Source organism: Mesorhizobium ventifaucium (assembly GCF_935822925.1).
In the GTDB taxonomy this organism is placed as follows: domain Bacteria; phylum Pseudomonadota; class Alphaproteobacteria; order Rhizobiales; family Rhizobiaceae; genus Mesorhizobium; species Mesorhizobium ventifaucium.
Genome location: NZ_CAKXZS010000023.1, coordinates 121967 through 145645, shown reverse-complemented (window position 1 = coordinate 145645; position 23679 = coordinate 121967). Strand labels below are relative to the sequence as shown.

Here is a 23679-nt window from a genome sequence, read left to right as displayed (position 1 = left end):
CTAAGATTCCAGCACATCCTTGACGATTGTGGCCAGTTGCTTGAGCGAAAACGGCTTCGGCAGGAAACCGAAATGCGCGTCTGCCGGCAGGTTCTTGGCAAACGCGTCCTCCGCGTAGCCGGAAACGAAGACGAATTTGATGTCCGGCTGCCGCTTGCGCAATTCGCCAAGCAGCGTCGGCCCATCCATTTCCGGCATCACCACATCGGAAACGACAATGTCGACCTTGCCGCCGAGCGCCTCGAAGATTTCCAGCGCCTCAACGCCCGAGGACGCTTCGTGGACGGTGTAACCGCGCGACGTCAGCGCCCGCATGCCGCCCATGCGCACGGCATCCTCGTCCTCGACGAGCAGCACCGTGGCCGAACCTGACAGGTCCTTGGCTGCGTCGGCGATCTTTGTCGGTGCAGCCGGCGCCTCGCCGGGCTCGCCTGCCGTTCTCGCCTCAGCAATGTAGCGCGGCAGGAAGATACGGAACACCGATCCTTTGCCGACCTCGGAATCGCAGAAGATGAAGCCGCCTGTCTGCTTGATGATGCCATAGACCATCGACAGGCCGAGGCCGGTGCCCTTGCCGACCTCCTTGGTGGTGAAGAAGGGTTCGAAAATCTTCTTGAGCACTTCGGGGGCGATGCCGCTGCCGGTGTCTTCAACTTCGACCACCACGTAATCGGCCGGCGCAAGTTCGCGGTAGGGAAGGCTCTTGCTCTCCTCTGTGGTCACGTTGCGGGTGCGCACGGTGAGTTCGCCGCCGTTCGGCATCGCATCGCGCGCATTGACCGCCAGATTGACCACCACCTGCTCGAACTGCCCGATATCGACCTTCACCGGCCACAGATCGCGGCCATGATCGACCTTCAGCTTGATGTCGTTGCCGACCAGACGGGCCAGCAGCATCCGCAGATCGGCAAGCACGTCGGTCAGGTTGAGCACCTCCGGCCGCAGCGTCTGCTTGCGCGAGAAGGCCAGAAGCTGCCGCACCAGCGAGGCCGCCCGGTTGGCGTTCTGCTTGATGTTCATGATGTCCGGGAAGGACGGGTCCGACGGGCGGTGGTTGGTCAACAAGAGGTCCGAGGCCATGATGATGGCGGTCAGCACATTGTTGAAGTCGTGTGCGATGCCGCCGGCAAGCTGGCCGACCGCCTGCATCTTCTGGCTTTGCGCCATCTGGCCCTCGAGCGCCTTCTGCTCGGTGGTCTCGACGGCGTAGACGATAGCCGATTCTTCGGCGCCCTCGCCGGTGCCGTCGGCAACCGCGTTGACGTAGAAGCGCATGTGCCGTTCTTCATTGCCGGGCAGCAGCGTATCGATCGGTTCGATATCGGCCTGCCGTTGTCGCGCTTTCTCGAACGCCGCCGCAAAGGCGGGGCGGTCGCGCTCATGGATCACTGTGTCCAGCCGCACGCGCCGATCGACCGCGTCCCCGTCGACGACGGAAGAAAACAGCGACAGGAAAGGCGCGTTGGTGCGCAAGATGCGCCCGCGGTTGTCGACAGCCGCTATCGCCATCGGTGTCGAATTGAAGAAGCGGGTGAAGCGGATCTCCGAGGCGCGCAGATCGGCGGAAGCGTCCTCGCCTTGCGTCCGGTTGAGCACGATGGTGCGCGTCGGACCGTTGGCGCCCTCGCGGCTGGCCGAAACCCGATGCATGAAACGCACGGGCAGCGCCTCGCCCTTCACTGTCGTCAGATCGAGATCGATGACCGCATTGCGGGTGGTGCCGGGATCGGCCTTGACCGAGCGGACCAGCGCCATGCCGTCGCCGGCGACGATCTCCGGAAGCGTGACGGCACCAGGCGTGAAGCTCGTCAGGTCGATGCCCAGCCACTCCGCAAGGGTGGCGTTGATGTAGGTGACGCGGCCTTCCTGGTCGGCCGAAAAGAAGCCGGCAGGCGCATGGTCGAGATGGTCGATGGCCTCCTGAAGATCAAGGAAGAACCGCTCCTGCTCGGCCCGTTCTTTCGAGATGTCGGCGAGTTGCCAGGCGAGCAAGGGCAGCCGCTGGCCGGGGACGCTGAAGGCGCGGGCGCGGACACGGTACCAGCGCGCGCCCGGCTCAGCGCCGGGTCGAATGGATTGGGCAAGCCGAAACTCACCGTCGCCGGGCTGGCCGTCGCGCAGGCCGGAGGCGAGCCGGTATATGGTCACCGAGGCCTCGGGAACATCGGACAGCAACCCTTCGACAGTCTTTAGATCCGCCGCAGAAGTCGCGCCCGTCATGTCGGCATAGGCCCGATTGGCGTAGACGACGCGACCCTTGGTGTCGGTGACCAGAAGGCCTTGCGACATTGAATCGACGAAGGCTTTCGACAGTTCGTCACTCGTCGAGCGCGGTGTGATCTGCACGAAGCCGATGGCGGTGGCGAACAGGAAGCCGACACCGATCATCGCCAGCACGCCAAGCATTCCAAGCAGGAATGGATCGCCAAGACGCTCTCGGAAAAGGCCGAAAACGATCGCGGCTCCTGTCAGGACAACGATGAAGACGATGAGCCGGGTGACCGCGCCCGGTCGCGTGTTCTGGTCGACGATCGGTACCGGATAGAAATCGCCGCGCGCTTCCTTGGCCATGTGCCCCCTGCTCGTGAATTCCGGTACTTGCCCCTGCCCGGTTGAATCACATTCTCAGGGTCCGGAAAAGGCCTTGGCGGCAAATGTGCGCTAAAAATGACACCCGTTCGGCGCTTGGTGCGGTGAATCCGAAATTCGCATCATCCTGGTCCGACGCGGAGCGAATTTCGGATTTATCACAGCAGCAACTTGCTGAAAAATCCAGTGTCGTGGATTGAAGTTCCGGAACGCTGACGCCCTCAATTCGCAGGAGCTTCAAATCCACACATCGGAGTTTCAAGCTGTTCACGAAGCGCGAAACGTAACTTGCAGTCGCGTGCCGCAACAGTCTAGTGTCGCGTCTTCTTCGAAAGCTGATTTTGGGGGCACCAATGCTGCAGTGGCTTGATAGCGTGGCGGGTCCTGGTTATGCCGCAGCAATCCTGTGGACCTTTGTCGCGCTTGTCCTTGTGGTCATCGTTCTCCTCATCATCAAGCTGGTCCGCAATCTGACCTTTGGAACGTTCGTTGCCGGCGGCAGGAACCGCAAGACGCGGCTGGCCGTGATGGACGCCACCGCAGTCGACAGTCACCGCCGGTTGGTGCTGGTGCGCCGCGACGATATCGAGCACCTGCTGCTGATCGGCGGCCCGACCGACGTCGTCGTCGAACGCGACATCAGGCTGTCGGCGCTGCGCCGTCCTGCACTGACCGGAGATGGCGGCGGCCATCAGCCGGCACCGCCGCCGCGCGCGCCTCAACCGGCTCCTGCGCCAGTGAGGCAAGCACCGTCTCCGCAGCCGCCAAGCACGGCCCCAACGCCTGTCCGGCCGCATCAGCCCGCACCGGCGCCGGCGCCGAGGCCAGCAGCGCAAAGCCCTCAATCGGCGACCGTTACGCCGCTGCCCGACTACGCCAATGCCGTTCGGTACGCGCCATCGCCGGCAAGACAGGATTCCCCGGCAAAAGAGGATTCCATTGACGATACACTGATGAGGGAACTCGAGGTCTCGTTGGATGAGCCGCACCCCGCCAAGCCGGAGAACAAGCCGGCGGCGAAAGCGCCGTCGTCTCTCGATGACGAGATGACGAAGCTTCTCGGCGAGTTGTCCAGCCAGAAAAGATGACCGGCCCAACCGGGCCAGCAACCGGCTAACAAAAATGGCCGGAGACCGGCCATGACAAATTCGCTATTGGCTGCTTCTTAGATGCTTCGCCGGTGCTTCAGTCGTCACGGTACACTTTTTCGCGGCGTTCGTGGCGCTCCTGCGCCTCGATCGACAGGGTCGCGATCGGACGCGCATCGAGCCGCTTCAGCGCGATGGGCTCGCCGGTTTCCTCACAATAGCCGTAAGTGCCTTCATCGATGCGCTGAAGCGCAGAATCAATCTTTGAAATGAGTTTTCGTTGGCGATCGCGGGCGCGAAGTTCGATGGCGCGGTCGGTTTCCGAAGAGGCGCGATCGGCGAGATCGGGGTGGTTGGCGTTTTCCTGCTGCAGGATTTCGAGAGTTTCGCGCGCTTCGCGCAGTATGTCGTTCTTCCAGGTGACGAGCTTCAGGCGAAAGTAGGATTTCTGCCGCTCGTTCATGAACGGCTCGTCTTCGGAGGGTACGTAATCGGCGGTAACGATGTCGTTCATTCGACTCACCCAACAGCCCCAATTTTGGCGCCTATATATTCGCGGACCGAATGCTGCACAAGCGCAATCGACGACAGTTTCACGCAATTGTTAATCTCGGCCAAAATGCTACGGGCCGCATCATTCGCATGAAGGGCGCCACCGAATTCGCGTATGATTCGTTGGGTTTGAAGGGTGCCGGCCATTGTGCGCAAGGCGTTTCTCATGACTAATCCCGCAGCGCCTTTTGACGAGTTTCGGTGTTTGGCACAAGCGAGGGACCGGTGAGCAAGCTTTATCTGCTCAGGCATGCGAAGGCCGGATGGGCCCTGCCGGGCATGCGCGATTTCGACCGTCCACTCGACGCTTCCGGCCTCGCCGACGCCGAAACGATGGGTGCGGTCATGCGAGCCTGCAACTACATTCCGGACCTAACCCTTTGCTCGAATGCAAAGCGAGCGCGCCAAACGCTTGAAGGCCTGGCCGGTCACACCGATACGGGCCGGGTTGTGTTCTTGGAGACGCTCTACAGCGAGGATGCCGCCGGTTATCTCAACGTCATTCGCGGCAATGGCGGGCCAGGCTCGCTGCTCGTCGTCGGCCACAATCCGATGACGGAAGATCTCGCCATCGCGCTTTCGGGCGACGGCGACGAGGCTGCCAGGGGAATGCTGAACTACGGCTTCCCGACCTCCGGCCTCGCGGTCGTCCGTTTTCCAGGCGGTCTTGCCAGCGCCGCGCAAGGCACCGGCTATCTCGAAGCCTTCCTGACGCCGGCCGATATCTGACGCCATTTCAAACGTAGGCGGCAGCGTCTATATCGGGGCGGACCGAAGCCCGAGAGACCGCATTTTGGCATCATCGCTGACCACTTTCACCGACGAGGCGAAGATTGCCCTGGATACGCTGTCGGGGCGCGCTACCGGGCTTTTTTCGCCATCGCTGCGGCTGGGTGTTACCGGCCTCTCCCGCGCCGGCAAGACGGTGTTCATCTCGGCCTTTGTCCACAATCTGATCCATGGCGGGCGATTGCCGCTGTTCGAGGCGCAGAAATCGGGACGTATCGCCCGTGCCTTCCTCGAAGAGCAACCCGATGACGCCGTGCCGCGATTCCAGTACGAGGACCACATCGCGGCCTTGGTCAACGACCGCCTGTGGCCGGATTCGACACGCGCCATTTCCGAGCTGAGGCTTACCATCGAATATGAATCGGCCTCTGGCTGGAGCCGCATGTTCTCATCAGGCAGATTGTCGGTCGATATCGTCGACTATCCCGGTGAATGGCTGCTTGACCTGCCGCTGCTCGGCAAATCCTATGCTGATTTCTCACACGAAGCCTTTGACATGGCCGTGCTGCGGGTGCGCGCCGACCTTTCGCAGGAATGGCGCGCGCTCTCCGCCGCAGTCGACCCGAATGCCGACGCCGACGAGATGACGGCGCGACGCCTCGCCGAGAGCTTCGCCGCATATCTCAAGGCATGCAAGCTCGACGAGCGGGCGCTTTCGACCCTGCCACCCGGCCGTTTCCTGATGCCCGGCGATCTTGAGGGCTCACCGGCGCTGACCTTCGCGCCGCTGCCGGGCCTGAGCGAGCGGCGGGCGCGGTCCGGGTCGCTTCAGGCGATGATGGAGCGGCGCTACGAGGCCTACAAGACGCATGTCGTAAAGCCGTTCTTCCGGGAGCACATTACGCGCCTCGACCGTCAGATAGTTGTGATAGACGCCTTGCAGGCCTTGAATGCGGGGCCAGGCGCGATGGCCGATCTCGAACGTGCGGTGACCGAAATCCTCGCCTGTTTCCGCCCCGGTCGCGGCAATTTCCTGACGGACTTTTTTTTAAGGCGCATCGACCGCATATTGGTAGCGGCGACAAAGGCGGACCATCTGCACCACGAAAGCCATGACCGGCTGCAGTCGATCGTGCGGCGGCTTGCCGACCGTGCTGTGGCGCGGGCGAATTTCACCGGCGCCGATGTCGACGTGGTCGCCCTGGCGGCGGTGCGAGCGACCCGGGAAGGCACGGTCAAGCAAGGCCGTGAGACGCTGCCAGTCATCATCGGCACACCGTTGAAAGGTGAGAAGATCAACGGCGAAACATTTGATGGTAGAACAGAAACAGCCATATTTCCCGGTGACTTACCGGAGAAAATTGATGCAGTGTTCGATGTCTCTGGACCAGACCGTCGGCAGAACCCAGGCCATCGGCAAAGCCCAGGCCATCGGCAGGGCAATGAGGACCCGGCGATCCGCTTCGTGCGCTTTCGCCCGCCAAAGCTCGAACGCACTGCCGAAGGCGTCACGCTGTCGCTGCCGCATATCAGGCTCGACCGCGCCCTGCAGTTCCTGATCGGAGATCATCTGGCATGACCGCGCCCCGCAAGCCGGCGGCATTTCGCATCGAACCGGAACCCCAGCCAAAGCAACAGGCAGCCTTGCGCCAGCCCGACGCCGCTGCGGCCAGAAAACCACGCACCGTGAACGCTGATCTTGCCGTCGTCACTCCGGCGGAAATCGACGTTTTCGACGAGCCGGACATCATCGCCGCCGAACCGCCGCCGGCGACCGCGCCGCGGAAGCGTTCGATATCAGGCAGCCTGTTCTTCGGCGCATTGGGCGTTCTGGTTTCGCTGGCCCTCGGCCTATGGACCGACCAGTTGATTCGCGATCTGTTCGCGCGTGCCGAATGGCTGGGCTGGCTGGCCGCCGGCATGGCCGTGATCGCACTGCTCGCGCTTCTGGTCATCCTTGCCCGCGAGTTCCTGGCGATCGCCCGCCTCGCCGAGGTCGAAAAGCTGCAGAAGCGGGCGCTCGACGCCATCGCCCGCGACGATCCGAAGGCCGCTCGCGCCGTGGTCGACGAACTCTCGGCCTTTGTCGCGGCCAAGCCCGAAACCGCGGCCGGCAGGCGCACCCTGGCAGACTTGCGCGACGAGATCATCGACGGTGGCAATCTGGTGCGCCTGGCCGAGACCGAAATCCTCGGCCCCCTCGATGCGCGCGCCAAGGTGATGATCCTCGAAGCGGCAAAGCGTGTGTCGCTGGTGACGGCGGTCAGCCCTCGCGCTCTGGTCGACGTCGCCTACGTCGTGTTCGAAGCCGGCCGGCTGATTCGCCGCCTCTCGGAGCTTTATGGCGGCCGGCCGGGCACGCTGGGATTCTTCCGGCTGGCACGCAGCGTTCTCGCCCATCTGGCGGTGACCGGCTCGATTGCCGTCGGCGACAGTTTCGTGCAGCAGATCGTCGGCCATGGCCTCGCCGCCCGGCTCTCGGCAAAACTTGGCGAAGGCGTCGTCAACGGCATGATGACGGCGCGCATCGGCATTGCTGCGATGGAGACCGCAAGGCCCCTGCCCTTCAGCGCCGCGAGGCGGCCCGGCATGGGCGATTTCCTGTCCGCCCTGACATCATTTGCAACCAAAAAGCAGAAGGAAACATCCGCTTCCGACACGTGACAACCGTCTCCGACGTCGCGCGTCCTGCTAGGCGGGCAAGGGGACGCTGCAGCACTTTGGTTTTGCCATGATCGCAGCGCAAATCGCTTCCGACTTTCGGGGTCACGCTCAAGCGGTGACGAAGCATTAACCAATCTTGTTCATGGTCGGACGGGTTCCAAACCAGTCTCTTTGTTGCCGGGTGTCGTCGATGAAAAGCGTGATCTTGTCTAGCGTCCTGCCCATGGCAGTCGTGGTTTCAACAACTGCTGGCATGGCCGAAAAGACCTTTGCAGCAGAACGGGACAAGAAGTTCTTTCAATCGGTGGAAGGCGAATGGGTCGGCCCAGGGGAAATCGTCGCCGGCAAATACAAGGGCACGAAATTCACCTGCAATTTCACCGGTTCGACGCCGGTCGGCAAGATCGGCATGTCGCTCGACGGCGGTTGCCGGGTCGGCATGTTCACCCAGCAGATGTCGGCAACGATCCAGCACAAGGGCCGCGAGGGCTACAAGGGCAGCTTCATGGGCGGTGCCGCCGGTTCCGGTCTCGACATCATCGGCGGCAACGTGGTCAGCGCCAATAAGGTCGTCTTCACCATCAACCGTAACCAGTTGCGCGGCGTCATGCAGGCTCTAGTCCCCAACGACAATTCGATGACAGTGACGGTTGCGGTGCGCGTCGACCAGCAATTGGTGCCGGTCATCGGCATGAAGCTAAAGCGGGTCGATACGCTCGAAGTCGGCTCCATCGCGCCGAACTGACCGCCATTTGCGCATCCAGTGGACGTGCGGCGCGGCGCTATAAAAAAGCGGCAGCCACGGCCACCGCTTCTTCTGCGAAACTCAAATCGATTCTCAGGCCTTGATGGCGGCAGTCAGCTCGTCATAGGCCTTGCAGGCCTCGTCCGCCGTCGTCGCGCCCTGATACTTGGTTGTGACCGCCTGAACCTTGGCCGTGAGATCGGCTGCTTTGGCCGGATCCTTGGTGATCGCCTCCTGAAGGGCTGCAGTCATGTCCTGGGCCTTCTTGGTCAGCATTTCGGTGGTGCAGTCCGGCGCCTTCGAGCAGGCCGAACCGGCAAGCGCCGCGATGCCAACGGCAACAAGCAAAAAAATCTTCATGTCAGTCGTCTCCCTCAAAAAGGCGGCTGACTTGATCGTCATCCGCCCTTCACCGCCAAAGCCGCGCGTCCTTAGCGCCCGATTGCTGCAACACGCAACACAGCGGATGCGTAAAGTTGGGGAGCCCGCCTGCCACACTGCCGCACCAGTTTCTGGATTCGGACTGTTCGATCTCAGCCGAAGCCCCTATCTTGGCTGCTCGATGCCGCAGCACGTGCAGCGGTCCTTAGAGAGAACGGAACGGCAGGCATGGCGGCAGAAGCAGCGGGCAGCGATCTGATCCACGTCGTGGCGCTGCTCGCCGCAGGTGTTATCGCCGTGCCGATCTTCAAGCGCATCGGGCTTGGCTCCATCCTCGGCTATCTGGCGGCCGGCGTGGTCATCGGCCCGTTCGGCATCGGCATCTTTACCGAATCGGAAGCCATTCTTCACGTCGCCGAGCTCGGCGTCGTCATGTTCCTGTTCATCATCGGGCTGGAGATGCAGCCGTCGCGGCTGTGGGGCCTCAGGCGAGAGATCTTTGGCCTTGGGGCATTGCAGGTCGGCGTGTGCGCGCTGTTGCTGACCGGAGTAGGACTGGCGGGAGGTTTTCCGGTCTCGCAGTCCTTCGTCGCCGGCGCCGGTTTCGTGCTGACCTCGACGGCGATCGTCATGCAGCTTTTGGAGGAACGCGGTGAGATCGCCGCGCCCAAAGGCCAGCGCATCGTCTCCATCCTGCTGCTCGAAGACCTGGCGATCGTCCCGCTGCTGGCCCTAATCGCTTTCCTGGCGCCGGGCGGCGCCGATATGAGCGTGACGCAGCGGCTGACGGAGGTGGGCATCGGTCTTGCCGCCATCGTCGGGCTGGTGCTGGCCGGGCGTTATCTGCTCAATCCGTTCTTCCGCATCCTGGCGGATGCCCGCGCCCGCGAAGTGATGACCGCCGCCGCCCTTCTGGTCGTTCTAGGATCGGCGCTTGCCATGCAGCTCAGCGGCCTGTCGATGGCGATGGGCGCTTTCCTCGCCGGCGTGCTGTTGTCGGAATCCACCTTCCGCCATCAGCTCGAGGCCGACGTCGAACCATTCCGCGGTGTGCTGCTCGGGCTGTTCTTCCTCGCTGTCGGCATGTCGCTCGACCTGCACGTGGTTGCCCAGAACTGGCGGCTTGTCGCCATCTACGTCGTCGCCTACATGGTGATAAAGGCGATCGGCATCTACCTCGTCGCCCGCATCCTCAAGACCGGCCACCGGGAGGCGCTCGAGCGCGCCGTCTTCATGGCGCAAGGCGGCGAATTCGCCTTCGTTCTCTATTCCGCTGCCGCGGCGGTCGGCATCATCGACAGCCAGGCTAACGCGACGCTGACCGCGATCGTCATCATCTCCATGGTGCTGACTCCGCTGGCCATTCTGGCATTGCGGTATCTGACGCCGCGCGACGAGCAGTCGCTCGAAGGCGTCGACATCGCCGATGGCCTAACCGGCAGCGTGCTGATCATCGGCTTCGGCCGCTTCGGCCAGATCGCCAGCCAGCCGCTGCTGTTGCGCGGGATCGACGTCTCGATCATCGACAATGAGGTCGAGATGATCCAGGCGGCGGCCGATTTCGGTTTCAAGGTCTATTATGGCGACGGCACGCGGCTGGACATTCTGCGTGCCGCAGGCGCCGGCCGCGCGCGCGCCGTGTTGATCTGCGTTGACAAGCCCGACGTCGCCGTCCGGATTGCAAAGCTCATCAAGGCGGAGTTTCCCCTGCTCACCGTGCTGGCACGCGCTTTCGACCGCGGAACCGCACTGCAGTTGATACGTGCCGACGTCGATTTCCAGATTCGCGAAACCTTCGAATCAGCGCTTGTCTTTGGCGGCTCCACGCTGGAAGCGCTGGGCGCCGACCCGGAGGAAGTCGCCGAGGTGATCGAAGATGTCCGCCACCGCGATGCCGCCCGTTTCGAGTTGCAGCTCGCCGAAGGCGTTCGCGCCGGAGCGCGCTTCCTCAAGGGCAATATCGGCACGCCCATTCCGACACCGCTCAGCCAGCCGCGCCGCACCGGTCAGGCACTCAATGAAGAAACCGCCGGCGTTCTGCATAAATCCGAGCCTGCGGACTAAACACGTGGAGGCAAACAGATGACCGAACTGGACGAGCGCGCGCTCTCCGTCACCAAATTCTGGCGTGACGCCGGGGAAGAAGCATGGTTCGAGAAGAATGACGCCTTCGACGCAGAGTTCCGCAACCGGTTTCTCGACCTGCATTACGCTGCCGCGCGGCGTGAATGCGACGACTGGTCGGAGCGTGCCGAAGGCTCACTGGCGCTGATGATCCTGCTCGACCAGTTCCCACGAAATTGCTTTCGCGGCACCGGCCATATGTATGCCACCGACCCGCTGGCAAGGCATTTTGCCGAAAAGGCGATCGCCGCCGGCCAGGATCTGGCGCTCGACGAAGACCTTCGCGTCTTCCTCTATTTGCCTTATGAGCATTCGGAGCATCTCGCCGACCAGCTCAAATCGGTGGACCTTACCACCGCCAAAGCCCAATCCTATCTGAAGTACGCGGTCGAGCACCTGGAGATCATTCAGCGCTTCGGCCGCTTTCCGCATCGAAACAGGATGCTTGGCCGCGAGACGACGCCGGAGGAACAGGTGTTCCTCGACGGCGGCGGGTTTTCCGGCTGAGATCAGTGCATCGGAGCCAAAAGTGGTGAGTGGTTTGGGGTCGATGCTTTAGGTCAGCCACCAATCCCGGCCGGACGGCAATTGCTCGATGCCGGCGCTGTCGAGAGCGGCAAGCCGCTCCGCCACGCTCCTGCCGTCGACGGTGAGGGCAGGCGCGATCTCGGCCAGCGGCGCCAGAACAAAAGCGCGCTCCAGCATGCGCGGATGCGGCACTTCCAGCCCGGTTTCGTGGATGATCCGATCGCCGAACACCAGTATGTCGATGTCGATCAGCCGTGGACCCCAGCGCTCCTCGCGCACCCGCTTCAGCCTGCGCTCGACGTCGAGACAGAGATCGAGCAATGCATGTGGTGCGAGCACGGTCGAAATTTCGGCGGCCGCATTGAGAAAATCCGGTTGGTCGAGCTTGCCCCAGGGCGGCGTGCGGTAAAGCGAGGAGACGACAACGACGCGCGCGTTCCCGTCGGCGTCCAGCATGCGCAGCGCCGCCCCCATCGACCTTGCCGGGTCGCCGAGATTGCCGCCAAGGCTGAGGTAGACCGTGTTATTGCGGCCAGGCAACGGTCACCTCGACATGATCGAGCACGCCGGGCACCGGCGCGTTCGGCTTGCGCACAGTGATCTCGGCCTTTTTTATCTGGGGAAAGCGGGCAGTCAGCGCCCGGGCCACCTCCAGCGCCAGCGCTTCAATCAGAAAACGCCTCTCCCCGGTGATGATCTTTTCGATCACCCCGAAAGCAACACCATAGTGGACGGTATCCTCGATGGAATCATCGACCAGCGCGCGGCCGGGTTCGACGGTGAGCGCAGCGTCGACATAGAAACGCTGGCCGAGCGTCTCCTCCTCATCCAGCACGCCGTGCCGAGCGAAGAAGGCGCAATTTTTCATGCGGATGATATACATCGCTCAGCGTCCTGCTCGATTGGAGCGACGCGCGTCCGGCTGGGCGCACAGACTACGCTCTAAGGCTTTTAATCTACGCATTTCGATTTGCGGGCTATGCGGCGGTTTCACGCGCCAGCATAGCATCCGCAACCGCCAGCGCATCCACATTGATTGCGACATCGTGGACGCGAAAAAGCTGCGCGCCCTTGAGCCTCAGTATGACGCTCGTCGCCGCTGTTCCGGTTCCCCTGGCCGAAGCGTCGCGGCCGGTGACGGCGCCGATGAAGCGCTTTCGCGATGTACCGGCCATCAGCGGAAAGCCCAAGGCATCGAGTTCGGAAAACCGTGCCATCAGGTCGAGATTTTCCTCCGCGGTTTCCTTGGCGAAGCCAAAGCCCGGATCGAGCACGATCTGGTCGTCGGCTACGCCGCTTCGCCGGGCGATTTCCAGGGACTTGCCGAGGAAGAAAAACTGATCCTCGATCACGTCGGGCAGTTTTTGCCTGTCACGTCCGGTGTGCATGATGACAAGTCCGGCGCCGGTCTCGGCCGCGACCCGCGCGATGCCCGGTTCGCGTTGCAGGCCCCAGACGTCGTTGAGGATATGCGCGCCGGCGGCGACGGCAAGCCGGGCGGTGTCCTCGCGATAGGTGTCGACCGAAATCAGCGCCTCGCCGAGCCCGGCGAGCGCCTCGATGACAGGCAGCACGCGGGCCTGCTCTTCCTCGATGGCTACCGGAGATGCGCCGGGGCGCGTCGATTCCCCGCCGACGTCAATGACGGAGGCCCCCTCTTCCACCATCCGGCGCGTCTGGGCGATCGCCTGTTCGGGCGCGACGAACAGCCCGCCGTCGGAGAAACTGTCTGGCGTGACATTGAGGATCCCGACGATCACCGCCTTGCCGGCAAGGTCGAGATGGCGCCCATGCGCCAACTGCCATCGGCCTGTTGTCATTGTCCATCAACCATGTGTGATCCGCCAAAGATCAATTCCGTTGCGCCGGCAGCGGCCGTAGCGCATGGTAGGCGAAGAGGCAACATGATGATGAAACGATCACTGCTTTGCGCCCTGATGCTTGCTTGTTCTGCCTTGCCGGCGGGCACGGCGAGTTTGGTAAAGACATATAGCTACTTCAGCATCGGCGGCGGAACGCTCGATGATATCGGATCCCAGCTTACGAAACTTGGACCTCGGGTGAAAAGCACCGGGATGCGGCATCCAGGCGCCACGCAGATGGCGTTCACTACCCGCGTCAGCTATGCGCAAAAATCGAATTCCTGCGCGATTGCTGACGCCGACGTCACTCTCAAGGTCAAGGTGATCCTTCCCGAGTGGCGCCGCCCGCGCAAGGCTGATGCCGGCGTAAGGCTGTTTTGGGACACATTGTCGGCCGACATCAAGCGCCATGAGGACCGCCATGTCGAGATCGCCAAGAACCATGCCAGCGCACTCGAGGCTGCGCTGAAGGCGACCCACCCGCGCAAGACTTGCCAGGAGGCCAAGGCCAAGGCAGCGGAGATCTCCGCCGCTATTCTTGCCAAGCACGACCGCGCCCAGATGCAATTCGATCGGGTCGAAACCATCAATTTCGAAAGCCGCATCCTGCGGCTGCTGCGCTATCGCATGCAGCGGATCGAGAACGGCCGGCTGCCGGGTTAGCTCAAGCCAGATATTAAGGTCGATTCTCGTGAAGTAAGAGCTCAGCCGGCGACGCCGAGCTTCTTCTGCAGGCTGGTCGACGACGTCGTATACTGGAACACGATGCGCTCGCCGGGGCTGACGATGCGCTTGGCCGCCTGCGCCATCAGCGCGACCTCATGGAAGCCCGACAGGATCAGTTTCAGCTTGCCTGGATACCAGTTGATGTCGCCGACGGCGAAGATGCCCGGTACCGACGTCTGGAATTTCTCGGTGTCGACCGGGATCAGGTTCTCATGAAGATTGAGCCCCCACTCGGCGATCGGTCCGAGCTTCATGGTCAGGCCGAAGAACGGCAGCAACCGAGTGCACGGCACCTCGGTGTCACCGTCAGGCCCCTTGATGGTCGCCGCCGAGAGATGGCCGTCCGTGCCGGTCAGCCCGGTCACCTGCCCGACCTGGAAATCCAGTTCCTTCATCTCCTGCATGGCGTACATCTTGTTGACACTGTCGGGCGCCGCGCGGAACTCCGGCCGCCGGTGGACCAGTGTCACGCTCTTGGCCACCGGCTGCAGGTTCAGCGTCCAGTCGAGCGCCGAATCGCCGCCGCCCACGATAACCAGGTCGTGGCCGCGGAATTCCTCCATCCGGCGAACCGAGTAGAAGACGCTCTTGCCCTCATAAAGCTCGATGCCCGGAATTGGCGGCCGCTTCGGCTGGAAAGAGCCGCCGCCGGCGGCGATAACCACAACCTTGGCTTCAAACACCTCGTTCTCGTCGGTGATGACGCGAAAGCTGCCGTCCTCGAGCTTTTCGAGGCTCGAGACCATGCGGTTGAAGGTGAAGTCGGGCTTGAACGGCGCGATCTGTTCAAGCAGTCTGTCGACTAGGCCCTGGGCCGAGATCGATGGCCAGCCGGGAATGTCGTAGATCGGCTTTTCCGGATAGAGTTCGGCGCATTGCCCGCCGGGCCGATCAAGTATGTCGATCAGATGGCATTTCATGTCGAAGAGGCCGAGCTCGAACACGGCGAACAGGCCGACAGGCCCTGCCCCGACAATCAATACGTCCGTCCTGATGATATCGGTCATGAATGCGCCTTCGATGCGCATGACCCCGAAAATCGGAATCGATTCTCGCCGGGGATCATGCGCCAAATCACGGTGCTACAGCGTGCTTTGCGTGTTCTAGTGCATGTCGCGAAAAAGTGTGCAGCGGTTTTGCGATAACGACATGCATAAACAACAACCTAAAGCGCGTCGCATGAGGCCGGTCAAACGCGACGCGCTTTAGGGAACGTGCGGCGCTGTAGAGAACGGCGCGACACTGCATGACCATTGGCCCGCTGCCAAGCCGGGCCCGGAAAAATCGGCTATATCCAGCGCTTAAGCCTCCACGCTTCAGCCTTCACGCTTCAGCCTTGGCGGGCAGGCACGCGCACAACCAGGCCGTCGAGAGCGTCGCGCACCTTGATCTGACAGGAGAGCCGTGAGTTCGGCTGGACGTCGTAGGCGAAGTCCAGCATGTCCTCTTCCATCGCTTCCGGCTCGCCGACCTCCGCCGTCCACGCCTCATCGACATAGACATGACAGGTCGCGCAGGCGCAAGCGCCGCCGCATTCGGCCTCGATCCCCGGCACGGCGTTGCGGATCGCGTTCTCCATGACGGTAGAGCCGTTTTCGGCATCCACGTCAAAATGTGTGCCGTCATGGGCGATGAAGGTCAGCTTGGTCATTTGTCACCTGAAGGGAGTCCCAGCCGAGATAATCACTCCCGCTGACAAGTCAACTGCGGCGCGAAAGCGGCGCTCTATGCCGTTTTTTTCGGAAATGGCTTTAACGGCTGATGGCGGCGACGAAATCGCGGACTTCTTCGATCAGGGAGCCAAGCCGCTTGAGGGTATTGGTATCTTCAGGTTGAAGTTCGATCGCGCCGGCGCAATCGGCAATACCGAAGGCGCCGACGCCGCGCGCCGAGCCTTTCAGCCCGTGCGCCAGGAGCAGTCTTTGCTTCACATCGGCGTCGACGATCCTGTCGCGAACCGACAATGCCTGCTGCACGAACAGCGCCAGCACCTCCTGTTCGAGGCTGCGGTCGCCCATCGTCTGGCGCGCCAGATGCGCCAGGTCCACGGGCCGCGACCCGGCCGTTCCCGACACATCGCCGCCGGGCATCGAGAAGGCAATGCCGTTTTCGCCACGCATGACTCTGCAACTCCGATCTTCCAGCCGCCAAAAAACAGGCAGCCGCCAAAAAATAGGCCCATCCTGTGGACGACGGGTTAATGATTGGCCCGGAAAAATGTTGCGATAGCGGCGCCGGAATCACAGTTCTGTTAACCTTATATTTAAAGTTTTACGTATCGCACCGAATGCAGGTTTTCTTTACCCCGGTGTGTCATTACGATACGAAAGGTCCATTTTCAGCCTCTTGCGTGGGACACGAAAAGCAACATCAACAAGTCCCGCGGCAGCTTGTACAGGGTAGCGAAGGCATGGCGAAGAAAACAACGACGACACGAACGCTCGACAACGACGTAGCCAGGGAACTCGAAAAAGCACTTGAAATCGATCTGAGCGGCGATGCCGGCGGCGACCTCGACATCGCAGCATCGATGGAGGATCTGGAAGCGCAGATATCGCAGGCCGCCGACGAGTTGGCACGCGAGGGCCGTGACCAGGATGCCGAGCCTGTCGCCAACCAGAACCAGAATGCCGAGCCTGTCGTCAACCAGAGCCAGAATGCCGAGCCTGCCGCCAATCAGGACCAGAAAGCCCAGGACCAGAGAGAAGCGGCAAACGCCAAGCCGGCTGAACCGGGCCCTGCTGAACTGCGCCCTGTTGAAACGCGCGCTGTTGAAATGCGCCCTGTGGAAACCCGCAATGGCACGCAGCCGGCCGGCTTCACGCCGGCCAACGATCCTCGTCAAAAAGATTACAAGACGCTGCTGCACACCCTCAATCGGCGTGCCTCGAACACGATCTACTGGGTCGTGGCGCTCGTTTCGCTCGCCTGGATCGCGGGCGCCGGTGCATTGGCCAATCTGCTGTTTGGCCCAGGCATTTGGCAAATCCGCACCCCCGACCAGTTTTTCGCCCGTCCCGAACTGATTGGCCTGGCGATCGCTGCGATCCTGCCCGTCCTCCTGTTCTGGGCGTTTGCAGCCATGATTCGCCGCGCGCAGGAGATGCGCATCGCCGCTCAGTCGATGACGGAAGTGGCTTTCCGCCTGACCGAGCCGGAACAAATCGCCCAGGATCGCGTCATGATGATCGGGCAAGCCGTCCGCCGCGAGGTTGCGGCCATGGGTGAAGGCATCGAGCGCACGCTTGCACGTGCCGTCGAGCTCGAAACCCTGGTCCACAGCGAGGTCAACCAGATCGAGCGCTCCTATTCGGAGAATGAATCCCGCATCCGCTCGCTTGTCGACGGGCTGGGCAGCGAGCGCGAAGCGGTGGTCAGCCACGCCGAACGCGTGCGCGCCTCGATCACCGGCGCGCATGAGACGCTTAAGGACGAAATCGGGGCTGCCAGCGACATCATTCGCGACAGCATCCTCAACGCCTCGACCAACCTGTCGATGACCATCACCAATTCCGGCGACACGCTGATCGACAGGATCAACCAAAGCTCGCTGTCGATCTTCGATTCGGTGGAAGGCCGGCTCGAATCCATCACTGACCGGCTATCAACCTCCGGCGAAGCCTTCGCCAGCCTTCTCGACACACGCATTGCCAAGCTGACGGAGACGACCGACGGCCTCACCCGGTCGCTGACCGATCTGCTCGACGATCGGACCTCCGGCATGGTGTCGCTGCTCGGCGGCGCCGCACGCACGCTCAACTCCGAATTTGAAGCCAGCCTTGACGGCATCGAGCGGACGCTGGCCGAACGCGGCCAGGTGCTGATCAGTGAGTTCCAGACCCGCGCCGAAGCGCTGGACACCGGCACCCAAAAGCTCAACGCCGCGCTCGAGGCCCGCGCACGCCAGATCAACGAGACCCTGGTCGAGCGCGCGCGCGAAATCGCCCATACCTTCCAGGAGAGCAAAGAGACGCTTTCGGCGATGATCGATCAGGGCAAGACCCAGATCGGCGCCGACATGGCCGACATCGTTTCGTCGACCTCGTCCATGCTCGAGGCACGCGCCGGTGATTTCGCCGGCCGCATGGAAGCGGCCCGTCATGTGGTGTCGCGCGCCTTCGACGCCGACATCCAGCGGCTTGCCGATGCCCGCGTCGGCATCGAGGAGGCTGTCGAGAACCACAGCCGCAAGCTTTCCGAAAGCCGCGAACACATGACGGCGGCCATGCAGGCCGATCTGGAGAAATTCGCCGAAAGCCGCGCCGGCATCGACGCGGCTGTCACCGACCAGGTGCAAAGGCTTGCCGAAGGCCGCAACCTGATCTCGCGGGCCCTCGAGGAGGATCTGCGCAAGGTCAACGAGTCGCGCGCCGCCATCGATGCGTCGCTCGGCAGCCATCTCGAACGGCTCGAAGAGGGCCGCAACAGGCTTTCGCAGGCCTTGAACGAAGACTCCGGAAAACTTGTGCAAGCCCGCACGATCATTGACGAAATGGTTGCCGGCCATGTTGGCAAGCTCGCCGAAGGCCGCAGCATTCTTTCACGCGCTCTCGATGCCGATCTCGGCAAGCTGGCCGACAGTCGCGCCAGCATCGATGGCCTGGTCGCTGGCCAGGTCGAGAAGATCGCCGAAGGTCGCGCCTTACTCGCCAAGGCGTTGGAAACCGACATTGTCGGCATCAAGGGTCTGATCGAGACCCATTCCGCCAAACTGGCGGAAGACCGCAGCGAGCTTTCGCGTTCGCTCGAAGACGACCTGTCGGGCATCCGAGGCCTGATCGAGGACCATTCGGGCAGGCTCGCCGACGATCGCAGCCTGCTTTCGCAAACGCTTGAGGCAGACCTTGCCAAATTGGCGGAAAGCCGGTCGAGCATCGACGGGCTGGTCGCCGGTCAGGTCGAGAAGCTGGCCGAAGGCCGCAACATCCTCAAGCGCGCGCTGGAATCCGATCTCAACACGATCAAGGAGGTCATTTCAGGGCAGGCGGAAAAGCTGGCGGAAGACCGTGGTCAGCTCTCGAAGGCGTTGGAGGCCGACCTGCAGAGCGTGAATGGCCTTATCTCCGATCACATGAACAGGCTCGCCGAGGACCGCTCAATCCTGTCGAAGGCGCTCGAAGACGATCTCGCCAAGCTGGCGGAAAGCCGGTCGAGCATCGACGGGCTGGTTGCCGGCCAGGTCGAGAAGCTGGCCGAGGGCCGCGACATCCTCAAGCGCGCGCTCGAATCCGATCTCAACACGATCAAGGAGGTCATATCAGGCCAGTCGGAAAAGCTGGCGGAAGACCGTGGTCAACTGTCGCAAGCGTTGGAGACCGACCTGCAGAATGTGAACGGCCTTATCTCCGATCACATGAACAGACTGGCCGAGGACCGCTCAATCCTGTCGAAGGCGCTCGAAGACGATCTCGCCAAGCTGGCCGAAAGCCGGTCGAGCATCGATGGGCTGGTTACCGGGCAGGTCGAGAAACTGGCCGAGGGTCGCGACATTCTCAAGCGCGCGCTCGAATCCGATCTCAACACGATCAGAAGCGTTATATCAGACCAGTCGGAAAAGCTTGTGGAAGACCGCTCAATCCTGTCGAAGGCGCTCGACGACGATCTCGCCAAGCTGGCGGAAAGCCGGTCGAGCATCGACGGGCTGGTTGCCGGCCAGGTCGAGAAGCTGGCCGAGGGCCGCGACATTCTCAAGCGTGCGCTCGAATCCGATCTCAACACGATCAAGGACGTCATATCAGGCCAGTCCGAAAAGCTGGCGGAAGATCGTGGTCAACTGTCGCAAGCGTTGGAGACCGACCTGCAGAATGTGAACGGCCTGATCTCCGATCACATGAACAGGCTCGCCGCAGACCGCTCGACGCTGTCGAAGGCGCTCGAAGACGATCTCGCCAAATTGGCGGAAAGCCGGTCGAGCATCGACGGGCTGGTTGCCGGCCAGGTCGAGAAGCTGGCCGAAGGCCGCGACCTGCTCAGACGCGCGCTGGAAGCAGACCTCAATACCATCAAGGGTGCGGTCGCCGACCAGTCTCAGCAGCTGACCGACAATCGCGCAGAGTTTGCGCGGGCGCTGGAGGCCGATCTCGGCAGCGTCAATGGTCTTGTAAACAGCCACGCCGAGAAGCTCATCCAGGACCGCTCGATCCTGTCCAAGGCGCTTGAAGACGATCTCGCCAAGCTGGCGGAAAGCCGGTCGAGCATCGACGGGCTGGTTGCCGGCCAGGTCGAGAAGCTGGCCGAAGGCCGCGACATCCTCAGACGCGCGCTGGAAGCAGACCTCAATACCATCAAGGGTGTCGTCGCCGACCAGTCTCAGCAGCTGACCGACAATCGCGCAGAGTTTGCGCGGGCGCTGGAGGCCGATCTCGGCAGCGTCAACGGTCTTGTAAACAGCCACGCCGAGAAGCTTATCCAAGACCGCTCGATTCTGTCCAAGGCGCTTGAAGACGATCTCGCCAAGCTGGCGGAAAGCCGGTCGAGCATCGACGGGCTGGTTGCCGGCCAGGTCGAGAAGCTGGCCGAGGGCCGCGACATCCTCAGACGTGCGCTGGAAGCAGACCTGCAGAAAATTGCGGCGAGCCGCAGCGACATAGACGACATCATCGCCGGGCACGTCGGCAAGCTGGCCGAAGGCCGCGACGCGCTGACCCGTGCGCTGGAGGACGATCTCTCCAGGCTCGCCGATACGCGCAAGGAAGTCGACCGGTCCCTGTCCGGCCATATCGACCAGATCGCCGCCAGAAGCACCGACATCTCGGACGCCATTGCCGCCGACGTCGAAAAGATCGAGCAGGCGTTCAGCCGCCAGACCGGTATCATCGAGGAGCGCGCCGGGACCATGGAGCGCGCGCTGTCGACCGGTGTCGACAACGTCCGCAACGTGCTCGAAAAGAGCGCAGTCTTCGTTGCCGGAGCGTTGCGCGAAAAGGTCATGGAAGTCACCAGTGCGCTGCATGAGCAGGCGGGTGCTGTGTTCAGCGACGCCGATCGCCAGATCGCCGAACGCGCCGAGCAGACCTCTACTGCCCTGCTCGCCAGGGCGGAGGATATCGCACGCACCTTCGAGGAAGCGGATCGCCGCCTCGCTGCACGTGCCGAAGACACGTCGAGCGCGCTCGTTGCCCGGGCCGAGGATACATCGAGCGCAATCATGGCCCGCGTCGACGACACCTCGAACTCGTTGCTGGCGCGCGCCCAGGAAACGGCCAACCAACTGGCTGCCCGTGCCAGCGAGATCGCCGGTACATTCGATGCGGCGGACCAGAAGCTGGTTGCCCGCGCGGTCGAAACGGCGCAGTCGCTGGCGGCACGCGCCGGCGACATCCTGCGCAATTTCGAAGGCGCCGACGAACGGCTCAGCGTGCGCATCGGCGAATCGGCCGAAGCGCTCGCAGCGCGGGCATCGGACCTTGGCCGCATTTTCGATGCCGCCGACCAACAGCTGATCTCGCGCATCGCCGAAGGTTCGGAAGCGCTCTCGGCCCGCGCGTCCGAGATCGGCCGTATTTTCGAGGAGGCGGATCACCGCCTGGTGTCCCGCATTGCCGACAGCACGTCGACGATCGGAGAACATGCCGACAACATCGTCGGGGCGTTTGCCAGCACCGAGCAGCGGGTTGCCGAACGTGCAAGGCAGACCGGTCAGGAATTGGCCGTCCACGCCCGTGAGATCGAGCAGGCGCTCGCCGGCGCCGACGAGCGCCTGGCCTCCAGCGCGGCGGCTGCGGCGGCTCGCGTCGAGGAACAGGTTGCCGGCGTCGAAAACCGTCTGGTCTACACCACCGAAACGATAGGCCAGAAGCTCAACGAGCAGGTTTCGACTGCCGAGGCGCAACTCATTTCGCGCGCCAACTCGATCGCCGAAACCTTCACTGCGGTCGGCCAGCATATCGGCCAGAGCACCAACGACGCGGCGAAGACCATCGGCACCAACACCCGCGAGCTCAACACCATGCTTGCGGCACGTTCGGCCGAGATCTCGAAAATCCTCGACGAAACGGCACGGCCTCTGGTCGAGCGCTTCGCCCTGGGCGGCTCGCAACTGCAAAAGAGCATGGAAGAGGTGACCGAACGCGCCACCGAGAAGCTGCGCAGCGAAAACGCCGCCTTGGTCGACGCGCTCGCCAGCCGCACGGCCGAAACATTGTCGGCTGTCGAAGGGGCGCGCTCGACGCTCGCCGACAGCGTCGCCGACCTCATCGGCCGCATGAGCACCTCGAGCGCACAGCTCGGCCAGCTGATCGAACAGGCGGCGGCCAATCTCGGCCAGGTCGACGAACGCCTGACCGGCAGCACGCAAAGCTTTGCGGCGACAACGGAAAAAGCCGCGCAGACCTTCGCCAGTTCGGCGCGTCTGGTCGATTCGAACACGACACGGCTTACCGAGCTGTCATCCTCGACCTTGCGCGAGGTTGCCTCGATCGCCACCAAGTTCGATGAGCACAGCCGGTTGCTGTCCAGTGCTTCGGACCTGTTGAGCTCGGCCCAGAGCAACCTCGAACACACGCTGGAAAGGCAGTCGTCGCTGGAGGACCTCGCCGTCGGCCTGGTCAAGAAGTCGGAGGATCTCGAAAAAGTCATGCGCTCGTTCGAGGATCTGGTCGGCCAGACGTTGCAGAACGCCGAAGGCAAGACGCTGGAGTCGGCGGACAAGATCCGTACCTCCATTGCCGACGTCGTCGATTCGGCAACCAAGCGCTTTGCCGACGCGACCGAGGAGATGCGACGCACCGCCAGCTCGATCAAGAGCGAGCTCGACCTTACCCGCGCTGAGCTCAAGAAGGGCGTCATCGAGATGCCGGAAGAGGCAAAGGAATCGACAACGGCCATCCGTCGTGCCGTTTCCGAGCAGATCAACGCGCTGAAGGAACTCTCGGAAATCGTTGCGAAATCTGGCCGCAGCACCGACTCCTCCGAGCCGCGCAACCTGCGTCCGGCACAGCAGACGCCTGCCCCGCGCGCCACTGAGCCGCTGCGCCGTCCTCCGGCACCGGAACCCCTTGCCCCGCAGGCGCCGTCGGGTGACACCGCACTGCGCGGCGACCTGGAACGTCCGTCGGAGACGGCGCCGCGCCAGCGCGACCCTAACGGCCGCACGCCGCAGGGCGGCTGGGTGCGCGATCTCTTGACCGGGGCGTCGCGCGAGGAGGCCGCCAAGCCCGCGGCACCTTCGGAAGCGCCACGCTCGGCGGCCCCTGCCCAGCGCTCGCCGCTTCATGTCGTGGAGTCGCTCAACTCGCTTTCCGTCGACATCGCCCGCGCCATCGATCACGACGCCTCGATCGAGCTGTGGAACCGCTACCGGAGCGGCGAGCGTGACGTGTTCACCCGGCGTCTCTACACGCTGAAGGGCCAGCAGACGTTCGACGAGATCCGCCGCAAATATCAAATGGAGGCGGAATTCCGCGCCGCCGTCGACCGTTACTGCGACGACTTCGAAAAGCTGCTCAAGGACGTGTCGCGCAACGACCGCGACAACATGATGGCGCAGACCTACCTGACGTCGGACACCGGCAAGGTCTATACGATGCTTGCCCACGCCAGTGGCCGCCTGCATTGATCAGCGTTGGCGCTGCCCCTCACCCGCCTGCCGGCACCTTCTCCCCGTAAACGGGGAGAAGCTCGATGACGGCAACCTCGGCACCCATTCTGCAACGCTGAAGATTGGCGAAATCCTCGGTGACGGCGTCCTTCT

The 23679-nt window shown here is 62.8% G+C and carries 18 protein-coding genes; 9 read left to right on the top strand and 9 right to left on the bottom strand.

What is annotated here, in order from left to right; genetic code table 11:
* On the bottom strand, positions 1 to 2571 hold the full coding sequence (cckA, locus tag NMG70_RS18650; protein ID WP_254025908.1) for a cell cycle histidine kinase CckA: 2571 nt from the start codon (positions 2569 to 2571) through the stop codon (positions 1 to 3).
* Between the two features lie 371 nt (positions 2572 to 2942).
* Here cckA and NMG70_RS18645 point away from each other — a divergent pair, with 371 nt between their 5' ends.
* Positions 2943 to 3677: a flagellar biosynthetic protein FliO gene (locus NMG70_RS18645; RefSeq protein ID WP_254025907.1), complete on the top strand. Its 735-nt coding sequence runs from the start codon at positions 2943 to 2945 to the stop codon at positions 3675 to 3677.
* A 97-nt stretch (positions 3678 to 3774) separates the two neighbouring features.
* Here NMG70_RS18645 and dksA read toward each other — a convergent pair whose 3' ends face one another.
* Positions 3775 to 4191, bottom strand: coding sequence for an RNA polymerase-binding protein DksA (dksA, locus tag NMG70_RS18640; RefSeq protein ID WP_006202025.1), 417 nt, complete (start codon positions 4189 to 4191; stop codon positions 3775 to 3777).
* 263 nt (positions 4192 to 4454) lie between these two features.
* Here dksA and NMG70_RS18635 point away from each other — a divergent pair, with 263 nt between their 5' ends.
* The 4 genes from NMG70_RS18635 to NMG70_RS18620 all read left to right on the top strand — a co-directional run bounded on the left by NMG70_RS18635 (position 4455) and on the right by NMG70_RS18620 (position 8367).
* On the top strand, positions 4455 to 4958 hold the full coding sequence (locus NMG70_RS18635; RefSeq protein WP_254025906.1) for a SixA phosphatase family protein: 504 nt from the start codon (positions 4455 to 4457) through the stop codon (positions 4956 to 4958).
* 64 nt (positions 4959 to 5022) lie between these two features.
* Positions 5023 to 6537, top strand: coding sequence for a YcjX family GTP-binding protein (locus tag NMG70_RS18630; RefSeq protein ID WP_254025905.1), 1515 nt, complete (start codon positions 5023 to 5025; stop codon positions 6535 to 6537).
* Positions 6534 to 7622 (top strand): YcjF family protein, encoded by a 1089-nt coding sequence (locus NMG70_RS18625; protein ID WP_254025904.1) that lies wholly within the window; start codon positions 6534 to 6536, stop codon positions 7620 to 7622. The genes NMG70_RS18630 and NMG70_RS18625 overlap by 4 nt, the downstream gene beginning before the upstream one ends.
* A 190-nt stretch (positions 7623 to 7812) precedes the next feature.
* A complete protein-coding gene (locus NMG70_RS18620) occupies positions 7813 to 8367 on the top strand; it encodes a hypothetical protein (protein ID WP_254025903.1) in 555 nt (184 codons plus the stop codon).
* Positions 8368 to 8460: 93 nt separating this feature from the next.
* Here NMG70_RS18620 and NMG70_RS18615 read toward each other — a convergent pair whose 3' ends face one another.
* Positions 8461 to 8727, bottom strand: a complete 267-nt coding sequence (locus tag NMG70_RS18615) for a hypothetical protein (RefSeq protein WP_254025902.1) — start codon at positions 8725 to 8727, stop codon at positions 8461 to 8463.
* A 249-nt stretch (positions 8728 to 8976) separates the two neighbouring features.
* On the opposite strand from NMG70_RS18615, the gene NMG70_RS18610 reads away from it, so the two are divergent.
* A complete protein-coding gene (locus NMG70_RS18610) occupies positions 8977 to 10812 on the top strand; it encodes a monovalent cation:proton antiporter-2 (CPA2) family protein (protein WP_254025901.1) in 1836 nt (611 codons plus the stop codon).
* An 18-nt stretch (positions 10813 to 10830) separates the two neighbouring features.
* Positions 10831 to 11379: a DUF924 family protein gene (locus tag NMG70_RS18605; protein ID WP_254025900.1), complete on the top strand. Its 549-nt coding sequence runs from the start codon at positions 10831 to 10833 to the stop codon at positions 11377 to 11379.
* A 48-nt stretch (positions 11380 to 11427) separates the two neighbouring features.
* Here the strand turns inward: NMG70_RS18605 and folK are convergent, their stop codons facing one another.
* The 3 genes from folK to folP all read right to left on the bottom strand — a co-directional run bounded on the left by folK (position 11428) and on the right by folP (position 13220).
* Positions 11428 to 11940 carry a 2-amino-4-hydroxy-6-hydroxymethyldihydropteridine diphosphokinase gene (gene folK, locus NMG70_RS18600; protein WP_254025899.1) on the bottom strand — a complete coding sequence of 171 codons (513 nt, stop codon included), beginning with the start codon at positions 11938 to 11940 and terminating at the stop codon, positions 11428 to 11430.
* Positions 11924 to 12283 carry a dihydroneopterin aldolase gene (gene folB / locus NMG70_RS18595; protein ID WP_027151983.1) on the bottom strand — a complete coding sequence of 120 codons (360 nt, stop codon included), beginning with the start codon at positions 12281 to 12283 and terminating at the stop codon, positions 11924 to 11926. Before folB ends, folK begins: the two co-directional genes overlap by 17 nt.
* A 94-nt stretch (positions 12284 to 12377) precedes the next feature.
* On the bottom strand, positions 12378 to 13220 hold the full coding sequence (gene folP, locus NMG70_RS18590) for a dihydropteroate synthase (RefSeq protein WP_254025898.1): 843 nt from the start codon (positions 13218 to 13220) through the stop codon (positions 12378 to 12380).
* Between the two features lie 87 nt (positions 13221 to 13307).
* On the opposite strand from folP, the gene NMG70_RS18585 reads away from it, so the two are divergent.
* Positions 13308 to 13925 carry a DUF922 domain-containing Zn-dependent protease gene (locus tag NMG70_RS18585; protein ID WP_254026233.1) on the top strand — a complete coding sequence of 206 codons (618 nt, stop codon included), beginning with the start codon at positions 13308 to 13310 and terminating at the stop codon, positions 13923 to 13925.
* Positions 13926 to 13966: 41 nt separating this feature from the next.
* Here the strand turns inward: NMG70_RS18585 and NMG70_RS18580 are convergent, their stop codons facing one another.
* The 3 genes from NMG70_RS18580 to NMG70_RS18570 all read right to left on the bottom strand — a co-directional run bounded on the left by NMG70_RS18580 (position 13967) and on the right by NMG70_RS18570 (position 16108).
* Positions 13967 to 14995, bottom strand: coding sequence for an NAD(P)/FAD-dependent oxidoreductase (locus tag NMG70_RS18580; RefSeq protein ID WP_254025897.1), 1029 nt, complete (start codon positions 14993 to 14995; stop codon positions 13967 to 13969).
* Between the two features lie 323 nt (positions 14996 to 15318).
* Positions 15319 to 15639: a 2Fe-2S iron-sulfur cluster-binding protein gene (locus tag NMG70_RS18575; protein WP_006334837.1), complete on the bottom strand. Its 321-nt coding sequence runs from the start codon at positions 15637 to 15639 to the stop codon at positions 15319 to 15321.
* A gap of 100 nt (positions 15640 to 15739) precedes the next feature.
* On the bottom strand, positions 15740 to 16108 hold the full coding sequence (locus tag NMG70_RS18570) for an Hpt domain-containing protein (protein WP_254025896.1): 369 nt from the start codon (positions 16106 to 16108) through the stop codon (positions 15740 to 15742).
* Positions 16109 to 16398: 290 nt separating this feature from the next.
* Here NMG70_RS18570 and NMG70_RS18565 point away from each other — a divergent pair, with 290 nt between their 5' ends.
* Positions 16399 to 23544, top strand: a complete 7146-nt coding sequence (locus NMG70_RS18565; RefSeq protein ID WP_254025895.1) for a kinesin — start codon at positions 16399 to 16401, stop codon at positions 23542 to 23544.
* Positions 23545 to 23679: the final 135 nt, after the last annotated feature.